Annotated in this window: 10 protein-coding genes; 7 read left to right on the top strand and 3 right to left on the bottom strand. The window is 59.2% G+C overall.

Features of this window, described 5'->3' with window-relative positions; genetic code table 11:
* Positions 1–100 precede the first annotated feature (100 nt).
* Positions 101–1204, top strand: a complete 1104-nt coding sequence (locus CPH57_RS05360) for a YcbX family protein (RefSeq protein WP_096242115.1) — start codon at positions 101–103, stop codon at positions 1202–1204.
* A 6-nt stretch (positions 1205–1210) separates the two neighbouring features.
* Here CPH57_RS05360 and CPH57_RS05355 read toward each other — a convergent pair whose 3' ends face one another.
* Together CPH57_RS05355 and pyrD are read right to left on the bottom strand one after the other, a co-directional pair.
* Positions 1211–1759: a cell division protein ZapC gene (locus tag CPH57_RS05355; RefSeq protein ID WP_004928171.1), complete on the bottom strand. Its 549-nt coding sequence runs from the start codon at positions 1757–1759 to the stop codon at positions 1211–1213.
* A 176-nt stretch (positions 1760–1935) separates the two neighbouring features.
* Entirely contained in the window at positions 1936–2946 is a 1011-nt protein-coding gene (gene pyrD, locus CPH57_RS05350; RefSeq protein WP_060421813.1) for a quinone-dependent dihydroorotate dehydrogenase, read from the bottom strand.
* Between the two features lie 258 nt (positions 2947–3204).
* Here pyrD and ssuE point away from each other — a divergent pair, with 258 nt between their 5' ends.
* Genes ssuE through ssuB form a run of 5 tightly spaced genes read left to right on the top strand, consistent with a single transcriptional unit; the run spans position 3205 to position 7517 of the window.
* Entirely contained in the window at positions 3205–3783 is a 579-nt protein-coding gene (gene ssuE, locus CPH57_RS05345) for an NADPH-dependent FMN reductase (protein ID WP_033642583.1), read from the top strand.
* Positions 3784–3807: 24 nt separating this feature from the next.
* Positions 3808–4773: a sulfonate ABC transporter substrate-binding protein gene (locus tag CPH57_RS05340; RefSeq protein ID WP_096242114.1), complete on the top strand. Its 966-nt coding sequence runs from the start codon at positions 3808–3810 to the stop codon at positions 4771–4773.
* Between the two features lie 19 nt (positions 4774–4792).
* Positions 4793–5941, top strand: coding sequence for an FMNH2-dependent alkanesulfonate monooxygenase (gene ssuD, locus CPH57_RS05335; RefSeq protein ID WP_016928301.1), 1149 nt, complete (start codon positions 4793–4795; stop codon positions 5939–5941).
* Between the two features lie 11 nt (positions 5942–5952).
* Positions 5953–6747, top strand: coding sequence for an aliphatic sulfonate ABC transporter permease SsuC (gene ssuC / locus CPH57_RS05330; protein WP_033650683.1), 795 nt, complete (start codon positions 5953–5955; stop codon positions 6745–6747).
* A complete protein-coding gene (ssuB, locus tag CPH57_RS05325; RefSeq protein ID WP_042784124.1) occupies positions 6744–7517 on the top strand; it encodes an aliphatic sulfonates ABC transporter ATP-binding protein in 774 nt (257 codons plus the stop codon). Before ssuC ends, ssuB begins: the two co-directional genes overlap by 4 nt.
* A gap of 52 nt (positions 7518–7569) precedes the next feature.
* Here ssuB and pepN read toward each other — a convergent pair whose 3' ends face one another.
* Entirely contained in the window at positions 7570–10188 is a 2619-nt protein-coding gene (gene pepN / locus CPH57_RS05320) for an aminopeptidase N (protein ID WP_096242113.1), read from the bottom strand.
* Positions 10189–10524: 336 nt separating this feature from the next.
* Between pepN and CPH57_RS05315 the strand changes: the two genes are divergently transcribed.
* Positions 10525–12225, top strand: a complete 1701-nt coding sequence (locus CPH57_RS05315) for a GGDEF domain-containing protein (RefSeq protein ID WP_042784121.1) — start codon at positions 10525–10527, stop codon at positions 12223–12225.
* Positions 12226–12409 lie beyond the last annotated feature (184 nt).

Genomic DNA, 12409 nt, shown 5'->3' with positions numbered 1-12409 from the left:
GTACTTATCACCAAAAAGAAAATTGTTGCGCATTATAGCTAATCCGCACCGCTTGTCATAAAGTTGCTCCCTTCTATTTAATCATCGTACGGAGATAAGGGTGATCACGCTTTCCAGACTCTACGTCCATCCGGTTAAATCACTGCGCGGCTTGCAGCTTTCCTACGCCCAGGTCGGCAGCAGCGGTCTGGCCTTTGACCGCAACTTTATGATCACCGAACCGGACGGCACCTTTATTACCGCGCGCCAATATCCGCAGATGGTGTTGTTCACGCCGGCGCTGTTGCCGGACGGGCTGTTTCTGACCGCGCCGGACGGTGAAAGCGCCGCCATTCGCTTCAGCGACTTCGCGGCCGCGCCGCAGCCGACCGAGGTGTGGGGCAACCATTTCACCGCGCTGATCGCGCCGGATGAGATCAACCGCTGGCTGAGCGGCTATTTCCAGCGCGACGTGCAGCTGCGCTGGCTGGGGCCGGAGCTGACCCGCCGGGTCAAGAAACACCCTGAAATCCCGCTGACGTTTGCCGACGGCTACCCTTATCTGCTGATTAACCAAGCTTCATTCAACGACCTGCAGCAGCGTTGCCCCGGCAGCATCAAGCTGGAACAGTTCCGCCCCAATCTGGTGGTGAGCGGCGCTACCGCCTGGGCTGAAGACGGCTGGCAGGTGATCCGCGTCGGCAATGTGATGTTCGATCTGGTGAAACCCTGCAGCCGCTGCGTGCTCACCACCGTCAGCACCGAGCGTGGCCGCAAGCACCCGAGCGGCGAACCGCTCAGCACGCTGCAAAAATTCCGCTCCGCCGACAACGGCGACATCGATTTCGGCCAGAATATGACCGCGCGCAACAGCGGCATCATTCGCGTGGGCGATACGGTGGAAGTCTTGTCAACCAAGCCGCCGCGCCCTTATGGCGCAGGTAAAGTGGTGGAGAGCGTGCAGGCGCCGCAGGACAGCGCTCACAGCGTCACGATCGAATATGAAGGAAAGGTATTTACCGGCAATAACCAGCAGATCCTGCTCGAACAACTGGAACAGCAAGGCATTCGCGTGCCTTACTCGTGCCGCGCCGGGATTTGCGGCAGCTGCCGCATTACATTGCTGAGCGGTGAAGTCGCGCCCCTGAAGAAAAGCGCGCTGGGCGACAACGGCACCATCCTGTGCTGCAGCTGCATCCCGAAAACTGATTTGACGTTGGTGTAATCCGCCTTATACCGCCCTGTCGTAAGCCGGGGCGGCGCTTTCATCCTGCGCGCAAGGTTTCAGCCGATCGTGCATCACCTTGATGGCGTCGCCCAAGACCATGGTGCGGCCGGCGACCGTCAGCTGATTTTGCGCCAGCAGGCACAGGCTGGCGTTATCCCCGGCCTCGACCACCAGCAGGCGCGCTTCCGCGCCGCTTTCCATCACTTTCACCGCCGCCAGCTCGCCGTTTTTCGGCTGCAACGGGTAGTGCTGCTGCGAGAAATGCCAGCTCTTCGGCATCAGCGGTTTCAGGAAGCGGTAGGCGACCAGCGCATTCAACACCAGCTCGGCGCGCTGTTCATGGCTCAGCTTGACCTGCTTGCACTGTTCTTCATAGGTGAAATAAAGGGCGGCGTCATCCACGCAAAAAGCGCATTCATCGAAGGCGTCCGGCGTTAACATTTTGGCCGGGAAACGTGAACGAAAGATCATACCATTAGCTAAATCCAGCATTAGCCGATCGTGTTCGGCATCAAAATACCAACGCCAATTATCGTCAGGTTTTATCTTCATTTCGTATCCTTCTCGCTGCCCATGCCAACGCCGCACTCACCCTAAAAGGCGATTTTATCACCGATGAAATAGCTTAAACATCGGATAATTCCGCGAACGATATTTAAGCTAACGAACAAAATATAGACGAGCCGGGGGCAGAAATAAACCCCCGGAATAAAATGAGAGGAAAAATATTAGATATGGGTAACGATATCTTTAATCAAACGCGGGCCGTGATAGATAAATCCGGAATAAATTTGCAGCAGGCTCGCGCCGGCCTCCATTTTTTCGCGCGCCGCCGTCAGCGAATCGATGCCGCCTACGCCGATAATCGGCAGACGTCCTTGCAGTTCGGTGGAGAGGCGACGGATCACTTCGGTGCTGCGTGATTGCAACGGACGCCCACTTAACCCGCCCGCTTGTTCGCAGTAATTCAGCCCTTGGATCAATTTTCGATCCAACGTGGTATTGGTGGCGATCACGCCATCGATATTATGCCGCACCAGGCTATCGGCAATTTGGATCAATTCTTCTTCAGAAAGATCCGGCGCGATCTTTACCGCTACCGGCACATATTTGTGATGACGCGCATGTAATTCCTGCTGCTTATTTTTAATCGCAGCCAAAAGATCATCCAGCGCTTCACCATACTGTAAGGATCGTAACCCCGGCGTATTCGGTGAAGAGATGTTAATCGCGATATAACCGGCATACGGATAAACTTTATCCATGCAGATCAAATAATCGTCTTTACCCTGTTCGACCGGCGTGTCTTTATTCTTGCCGATATTGATCCCAAGAATGCCGCCGAAATGGGATTTCTTAACGTTTTCAACCAGATTGTCCACGCCATGGTTATTGAACCCCATGCGGTTAATCAGGCCTTCCGCCTCAACCACGCGGAACAAGCGCGGCTTGTCGTTGCCCGATTGCGGACGCGGCGTCACGGTGCCGACTTCCACATGGCCGAAGCCCATCGCGCCGAACGCATCGATGCATTCGCCGTTTTTATCCAGACCGGCGGCCAATCCCAGCGGGTTTTTAAACGACAGCCCCATGCAGCTGACCGGTTTGGTCGGCACGGACTGACGGACAAGAAACGCTAATGGGGTGCCGGTAATACGGCTGAGCTGACGAAAGGTCACTTCGTGCGCGCGCTCCGGATCGAGCTGGAACAACGCTTTCCTGATGAGGGGGTAGTACATGGACTCTCCTGATTTCCCGGTTGCAAACCGGGGGCGTATTATCCGGTATCCCCCGCCTAATTGGAATTGATTAAAGGCAAAAAAAGCCGTTTTTACGCAATCGTTTTCCCTCTTCATCGCCAAATCGGCGCCAATCCGCTTTTACGCATATCCAAATCAAAAAATGAGATTTAAAAAACGCGCCCGGTTGCTGGTAGGTTTAAAACACTTCCCATTAATTTTCTAATTAAACCTAACTTTTAGTTATAAGGAGTGGCAATGCGCGTTATATCACTGGCCGGTAGCCCACGCATCCCATCACGTTCCGCCGCGCTGCTCTCGCTGAGTCAGAACTGGCTGCGGCAACAAGGGGTGGAGGTGACGGCCTATACCCTGCACGACTTCGATGCCGAAGATCTGCTGTACGCCAACTTCAACAGTCCGGCGATCAAGGCGTTTGCCGACCAGCTGGCGCAGGCCGACGGCCTGCTGATTTCCACACCGGTTTATAAAGCGTCGTTCTCCGGCGCGCTGAAAACCCTGCTGGACCTGCTGCCGGAACGCGCGCTGGACCATAAAGTGGTGCTGCCGCTGGCGACCGGCGGTTCTGTCGGTCACATGCTGGCGGTGGACTATGCGCTGAAACCGGTGCTGGCGGCGCTCAAAGCGCAAGAGGTGCTGCACGGCGTGTTCGCCGACGACAGTCAGATCCAGCTGACCGGCGAAAGCGCCACGCTCACCGACGCCGTGGCCGCCCGGTTGGAAGAAGCGCTCGCCAGTTTCTATCTGGCGCTTGGGCGCCGCAAACCGCCCGCGCTGCGCGTCGCCTCGCCGCTGACGGCGCGTCAAACCGCCTGAAATGCCTGGAAAAGGAGAGCCTGAATGAAACAACGCAACGCTTTGCGACGTTGGCTGAGCGCAGCGGCCTTCACCGGCCTGCTGTCGCTGGTCTGGGCCAACGCCGCCGTCGCGCAGGATCCGGCGCAATTTCGCATCGGTTACCAGAAAGGATCGGTGAGTCTGGTGCTGGCGAAAAGCCACCGGATGCTGGAGGAGCGCTTCCTCGCCACCCGCATCAGCTGGATTGAATTTCCCGCCGGCCCGCAGATGCTGGAAGCCTTGAACGTCGGCAGCATCGATCTGGGCAGCACCGGTGATATTCCGCCGATCTTCGCGCAGGCCGCCGGGGCGGACCTGCTGTATGTCGGCGTTGAGCCTCCCAAACCGAAGGCGGAAGTGATCCTGGTGCCGGAAAACAGCCCGATCAAAACCGTCGCCGATCTGAAAGGCCATAAGGTCGCATTTCAGAAAGGATCCAGCTCACACAACCTGCTGCTGCGATCGCTGCAAAAGGCCGGCCTGAAATTTACGGATATCCAACCCGCCTACCTGACCCCCGCCGATGCGCGCGCCGCATTCCAGCAAGGCAACGTCGATGCCTGGGCTATCTGGGATCCTTATTATTCCGCCGCGCTGCTGCAGGGCGGCGTGCGGGTGCTCGGCGACGGCACCGATCTGAACCAGACCGGTTCCTTCTATCTGGCGGCGCGCCCTTATGTCGAAGCCAATGGCGCCTTTATCAGCCAGGTCCTGACGGTGCTGACCCAGGCCGATGCGCTCACCCGCAGCGACCGGGCGCAAAGCGTGACCTTGCTGGCCAACGCCATGGGGCTGCCGGAACCGGTGATCGCCAGCTATCTGGATCACCGTCCCCCGACCGCCATCACACCGCTCGATGCGCATACGATCGCCGCGCAGCAGCAAACCGCCGACCTGTTTTACGCCAACCGGCTGGTGCCGGTGAAGGTCGACATCTCGCAACGCATCTGGCGCCCAAGCGCGCAATAAATACGGGAGAGCATTGACGATGAGCCTGAACGTTTTCTGGTTTTTACCCACCCACGGCGACGGCCACTATCTTGGCAGCGCACAGGGCGCTCGCAGCGTCGATCACGGTTACTTGCAACAAATCGCCCAAGCGGCGGACCGGCTGGGATTCGGCGGCGTGCTGATCCCCACCGGTCGCTCTTGCGAAGACTCCTGGCTGGTGGCCGCCTCGCTGATCCCGGTCACCCAGCGGCTGAAATTTTTGGTCGCGCTGCGGCCGGGTATCATCTCCCCTACGCTGGCGGCGCGTCAGGCGGCGACGCTGGATCGCCTGTCCAACGGGCGCGCCCTGTTCAATCTGGTCACCGGCGGCGATCCGGAAGAGCTGGCGGCGGAGGGGTTGCATCTCAGTCATGAAGAGCGTTACGAAGCCTCGACCGAGTTCACTCATATCTGGCGCCGGGTGCTGGAAGGTGAAACCGTCGATTTCCACGGCAAGCATATTCAGGTGAAAGGCGCCAAACTGCTGTTCCCGCCGGTGCAGCAACCGCGCCCGCCGCTCTATTTCGGCGGATCCTCCGCCGCCGCGCAGGATCTGGCCGCCGAGCAGGTAGAAATGTACCTCACCTGGGGAGAGCCGCCGGCGCAGGTCAAAGAGAAGATCGAAGAGGTGCGCGCCAAAGCGGCGGCGAAGGGCCGGCAAGTACGCTTCGGCATCCGTCTGCACGTCATCGTGCGGGAAACTACCGAAGAGGCCTGGCGCGCCGCCGATCGGCTGATCGCCCACCTCGATGAGGAAACCATCGCCAACGCGCAGCAGGCCTTTGCCCGCTTCGACTCCGTCGGCCAACGGCGCATGGCGGCGCTGCACGGCGGCAAGAAGGATAATCTGGAGATCAGCCCGAACCTGTGGGCCGGCATCGGCCTGGTGCGCGGCGGCGCCGGCACCGCGCTGGTGGGCGATGGCCCGACGGTCGCGGCGCGCATGCAGGAATACGCCGATCTGGGCATCGACACCTTTATTCTCTCCGGCTATCCGCATCTGGAAGAGGCCTACCGCGTCGGCGAACTGCTGTTTCCGCACCTCGATCTGGCGCAGGAGGAAACGCCCGCGCGCCTTCAACCGGTGCGCCCGCAGGGCGAAGTGGTGGCCAACATCTATGTTCCGCAAAAAGTGTCGCAGAGCTGAGGAGCGCCCCGATGGCAAAGAACGCGCAACGCATCCTGTACCGGCTGGCCCCTTGGGCGCTGCCGCTGGCGCTGGTGATCATCTGGCAAGTCGCCGTCGAAACCGGCTGGCTGTCCAACCGCATTTTGCCGGCGCCGAGTGCGGTGCTGGCCGCCTTCTGGCGCCTGAGCCAAAGCGGCGAACTGTGGCAGCACCTGAGCATCAGCAGCCAGCGCGCGTTGATCGGCTTTGGCATCGGCGGCAGCATCGGACTGATTCTCGGCTTTATTACCGGGCTGTCGCGCTGGGGTGAACGCCTGTTGGACAGTTCGGTGCAAATGATCCGCAACGTGCCGCACCTGGCGCTAATCCCACTGGTGATCCTGTGGTTCGGCATCGATGAATCCGCCAAGATCTTTCTGGTGGCGCTCGGCACGTTGTTCCCGATTTATCTCAATACCTATCACGGCATCAAAAACATCGATCGCGGCCTGCTGGAGATGGCGCGCAGCTACGGTCTGAGCGGTTTTCGCCTGTTCACGCAGGTAGTGCTGCCGGGCGCGTTGCCGTCGATTATGGTCGGCGTGCGTTTCGCCCTCGGGTTCATGTGGTTGACGCTGATCGTCGCCGAAACCATCTCGGCCAACTCCGGCATCGGTTATCTGGCGATGAACGCGCGTGAATTTCTGCAAACCGACGTGGTGGTGGTGGCGATCGTGCTGTACGCCCTGCTCGGCAAGCTGGCAGACGTGGGCGCGCAACTGCTGGAACGCGTCTGGCTGCGCTGGCATCCGGCCTATCAACTGAAACAGGGAGAAGCGCTATGACCCTTCCCGCTCGCCTTGCGCAAGGCACGCCGGTGACGCTGGAGTCCATCGGCAAACGTTACGGCAACCGCACCGTGCTGGATAACATTCAGCTACGCATCTCCGCCGGGCAGTTCGTGGCGGTGGTCGGCCGCAGCGGCTGCGGCAAGAGCACCCTGCTGCGTCTGTTGGCCGGCCTGGAACAGGCCAGCAGCGGCGCGCTGCTCAGCGGCAATGCGCCGCTTGCCGCCGCCAAAGAGGATACCCGGCTGATGTTTCAGGATGCGCGCCTGTTGCCGTGGAAAACGGTGATCGACAACGTGGGTCTGGGGCTGCGCGGCCACTGGCGCGACGCGGCGCTGCAGGCGCTGGCCGCGGTCGGTTTGGCGGATCGCGCCCGCGACTGGCCGGCGGCGCTGTCCGGCGGACAAAAGCAGCGGGTCGCCCTGGCGCGCGCGTTGATCCACCGCCCCCGCCTGCTGCTGCTGGACGAACCGCTCGGGGCGCTGGATGCCCTGACGCGCATCGAGATGCAAGGGCTGATAGAATCGCTGTGGCAACAGCACGGTTTTACCGTACTGCTGGTGACGCACGACGTCAGCGAAGCCATCGCGCTGGCGGATCGGGTGATCCTGATTGAAGAGGGCCACATCGGACTGGATCTGAGCATCGATCTGCCGCGGCCACGCCGTAAGGGTTCAGCCAGGCTGGCGGAACTGGAAGCTGAAGTGCTGGAGCGGGTGTTATCGCCGCCGGTCACCGCGGCCAGCCCACGCCAGGCGGCGAATTGAACGAAAAAAGGGACGGCGCAGGCCGTCCCTTTGGGTATTCACGGTGAGAAGATTAGGCGTCGAGCGCCTTGCTGATCTTCTCGTACAGATCGCCGGACAGGTTTTCCAACCCTTTCAGCTGTTCCAACGCTTTGCGCATCAGCGCCTGGCGACCGGCGTCGTAACGCTTCAGGCGAATCAGCGGTTCGATCAGGCGCGCGGCGATCTGCGGGTTGCGCTGGTTGAGATCGCTGAGGATCTCCACCAGGAATTGATAACCGCTGCCATCCGCCGCATGGAACGCCGCCGGGTTGCCGGAAGCGAAGCCGCCGATCAGCGAGCGGGTGCGGTTCGGGTTGCTCAGGCTGAACGAGCGGTGTTGCAGCAGCGCACGCACCTTGCTCAACACATCCGCCGACGGGCTGCTCCCCTGCAGCACGAACCATTTGTCCATCACCAGGCCATCCTGATGCCAGCGCTCGTCGAACGCCGCCAACAGCGCATCGCGACACGGCAACTGGGCCGCAACCGCAGCGGACAGCGCCGCCAGCGAGTCGGTCATGTTATCCGCCTGGCGATACTGTTCGCTCACCAGTTGGTCCGCCAGCGCCGCATCTTCGCCGAACGCCAGATAACCCAGGCACACATTGCGCAAGGCGCGCTTGGCGATGTCGGCGTGCTCCACGCGGTAGCCGTCGGTCTTGTTGGCGTGATACACCGCCAGCCACTCATCGGCCAACTCCCGCGCCAGGCAGCGAACGATCGCTTCGTGCACCGCGGCGATCGCTTCCGGATCGATGGTGGCGAACAGTTCAGCGATTTCGTTCTCCGACGGCAGCGTCAGGATCTGCGCCGCCAGCGCCGGATCCAGCGTCTCGTTCAGCAACACCGCACGGAACGCGTCGGCCACGTGCAGCGGCAGCGACAACGGCTGCTTCTGCTGGTGCCGCGCCACGTTCAGTTTGATGTAGGTCGCAAGCAGGCTCTGCGCCGCATCCCAACGCGCAAACTCATTGCGCGCGTGCTGCATCAGGAAGGTCAGTTGCTGATCGCTGTACGGATAATCCAGTTTCACCGGCGCAGAGAATTCACGCAGCAGCGACGGCACCGGCTTGTGCGCCACGCCGTCGAACACGAAGGTCTGCTCCGCTTCGGTGACGTTCAGCACGTTGTTGACCGGCAGGCCGCCCTTCTGCAGCGCGATGACGTTACCTTCGCTGTCGTACAGCTCGATATCCAGCGGAATATGCAGCGGCAACTTCTCAGGCTGATCGGCGGTCGGCGGGGTTTTCTGGCTGACATGCAGGCGATATTGCTGAGTTTCCGCATCGTACTCGTCGCGCACCGTCAACAGCGGCGTGCCGGACTGGTTATACCAACGGCGGAAGCGCGACAGATCCACGTTGGACGCGTCCTCCATCGCCTGCACGAAGTCATCGCAGGTGGCGGCGCTGCCGTCGTGGCGTTCGAAATAGAGCTGCATCCCTTTCTGGAAGTTCTCTTCCCCCAGCAGGGTGTGCATCATGCGGATCACTTCAGAACCTTTCTCATACACCGTCAGGGTGTAAAAGTTGTTCATCTCGATGACTTTATCCGGACGAATGGCATGCGCCATCGGGCTGGCGTCTTCGGCGAACTGCGCGCCGCGCATCACGCGCACGTTATCGATACGGTTGACCGAACGCGAGCCCAGATCGGAACTGAACTCTTGATCGCGGAACACCGTCAGCCCCTCTTTCAGGCTGAGCTGGAACCAGTCGCGGCAGGTGACGCGGTTGCCGGTCCAGTTGTGGAAGTATTCGTGGCCAATCACTGCTTCGATGTTCAGGTAATCTTTGTCGGTGGCGGTTTCCGCCTTCGCCAACACGTATTTGGAGTTAAAGATATTTAACCCTTTGTTCTCCATCGCGCCCATATTGAAGAAATCGACCGCCACGATCATATAAATGTCGAGATCGTATTCCAGACCGAAGCGGGTCTCGTCCCACTTCATCGAGTTTTTCAACGAGGTCATCGCCCAGTCGGCGCGATCCAGGTTGCCGCGATCGACAAACAGCTCCAGCGCGACCTTACGGCCGGAACGGGTGGTGAAGCTGTCGCGCAGCACGTCGAAGTCCCCCGCCACCAACGCGAACAGGTAGCAAGGTTTCGGGAACGGATCCTGCCATTGCACCCAGTGGCGACCATCGGCCAATTCACCCTGGCCAATACGGTTGCCGTTCGACAGCAGGAACGGATAGCGCGCCTTGTCGGCCACGATGCGGGTGGTAAAGCGCGCCAGCACGTCCGGGCGATCCTGGTAATAGGTAATATGATGGAAGCCTTCGGCTTCGCATTGCGTGCACAGCGCATCGCCGGACAGATACAGCCCTTCCAGCGCGGTGTTTTTCGCCGGGTGAATATCGTTGACGATGGTCAGAGTGAATTGTGCCGGCAACGCTTCGACGATCAGCTGGTTATCCTGCTGACGATAGGCGCTCCACGGTTGACCGTCGACCTGAATGCTCACCAGCGTCAGATCCTCGCCATCCAGCACCAGCGGTGCGCCGGCCGCGCCCTGACGTTTGATTTTACTGACGGCGGTCACGCGCGTGGTTTCCGCGTCCAGACTGAAGTCCAAATCGATGTCGGTCGTGGTGTAATCGGGCGCGCGATAATCGTGGCGATATTTTGCCTGTGGCTGTTGTGTCATAAAAACCCTTAAACGTCTCAGTGAGTTATAGGTGCCAGGCCGCTCTTCTCCTCCGCGCCGTCGCTGGAGATTTCCCCTGCGGCGCTCGGCGAACCTGATTGTGAATAAACTGTATCACAGCTGGCTGAAAAGCCCAGATCCGCCGGGCAAGCGCGATAAAGAAATCAGAGGCAAATCATAGTTCACCCACCAGATGGCAGCGCGGGTGACCAATGGCTAAATAAAAATCAGCATTTAATGCTAAAAAACCGCCTTCGCGGCGCTCCGGCATTGTTGAGGCGGCACAGGCGGCATGATGGTATAATTGCCGAATCAGGCTCAGGGATGACTCGCACTATGAAAATCAAATACGCTATCTATTTTTTCACCCTGTGCCTGATGACTTCCTTCTCGCTGTTCATCGTCGAGGAACTGCTCGAAGCCCATACCGAGTACCGCGATAACCAGCTCAACCTGTATAAGATCGATCGCGCCAAAGAAATCTCCGAGGCCTTTCAGGCTTCGCTGCAGGCTCACCGTCTCAAACGCTTGAGCCTGATCGATCCGCAAATCACTCGCGCGCAGTGTCTGGCCGCCGATCGGGTGGCGCGCGAGAAAATCGCCCGGATCCGCGAGCATCTGAACGACACGGTCGCCAGGGAGCTGGGTGTGCGGCAAAAAATCGCCGCGCTGTCGATGATCGGCCTGATGGAACAGTTGCTGGATAACGACAACCTGCAGCTTTCGCAGGTCAACAACGCCAACGCCAACCTGTTCAACATCAACAGCGCCTATTACATCTCGCAAACCAGCAAGAGCTATTACCGCTACACCTACGATACCCGAATGGTGGATACCGACTCCTTTATGTTTCTCGAGGCCATTCGCCTCAACAACCGGCTGAATATGTCGCTGACGGAGTTAAGCGATCAGATTATCGACGTCAACGTCAGCCCGCTCGATCGCAAAGACGCCTATCTGAAGTCCATTCAGTTGACCGGCGTCCTGAACGCGCTGAGCACCCGGTTGATCTTCATGAAGCTCAACTACGACGACGTGCAAACCACCAGCATCGTCAATCAGTTGCTCACCCAGGTGTCTACCGAACGCCTCAAGCAGATTACCGATGGGCTATACACCGCCATCAATACCCAAAAGCCCTATCCCGCCGCGCTGATCTCGCGCTATGTCGACGAGTTGAGCGGGCTTTCGCAGACGCTGTATCAACGCAGCTTCGAGCTGGAAACCGTCGCTTCGCGTCACAAGATTTATGACAGCCAGACCACCATTTACGGCATGATCGCGCTCGCCGGTCTGGGGGTGCTGCTGTTCATTTTGCCGGCGCTGGTGTTCTGCACCAACATCAACCGCTGGTTGACCAAAACCCACAACAATATCGTGCGGCTGTCGCGCGGCGAGATGAATATCGATCGCAACGACGCCTTCTACAGCCGGGAACTGATCGCCATCAGCGACGCCATTCAACAGCTCAGACAATATCAGTTGGACAAGGTCTCGCTGGAAAGCGAGAAACAGCTGCTGATTAAAGAGCTTGAGGCCTCTTCCTTCCTCGATCCGCTCACCAACATTTATAACCGCCGTAAATTCTTCCTCGAATGCCAGCTATTGGGCGACGGTAGCTACCCGCAGGCCTTTTGCCTGATCGATATCGACAACTTCAAACAGCTCAACGACAGCTACGGCCACGATGTCGGTGACCGGGCGCTGGTGGAATTCGGCCATCTGTTGCAACGCGCGTTTCGCGCCAGCGACATCTTCTGCCGCTACGGTGGCGAAGAGTTCGCGGTGCTGCTGGGCAACTGTTCGTTGGACAACGCGCGGGACATCATGGAGCAATTGCGCGCCCGCACCCATCGCCTGACGCTAAATTTGGCCGACGGGCGGCAAGTGCGTTTCACCACCAGCTGCGGCATTGCGCCGGTCAACGCGTTCACTGCGCTGCAGGCGGCGATAAAACAGGCGGACGAAGCGCTCTATTTTTGCAAAAAGAACGGCAAGGATCGGGTCAGCGTGCACACCCAGGCCGGGTTTATCTGATTTGTTGTTTAAAATAATTAACATTATAATTTTTATGACTAATTAGGCTAAGTCATTCACCTTACAGGCATATCTGGCTTTTTTCCCCCGCCGCCGTCGCCAGCCCGCCATAAAGGCACGTTTAATCCTCGACCCGCTTCGGTGATTTATGGTGTGATGCAGCTTCAATAACAGGATAATCCGG

The organism is Serratia sp. JKS000199 (genome assembly GCF_900215455.1).
In the GTDB taxonomy this organism is placed as follows: domain Bacteria; phylum Pseudomonadota; class Gammaproteobacteria; order Enterobacterales; family Enterobacteriaceae; genus Serratia; species Serratia ureilytica.
This window is presented reverse-complemented; position numbering and strand designations above follow the sequence as displayed.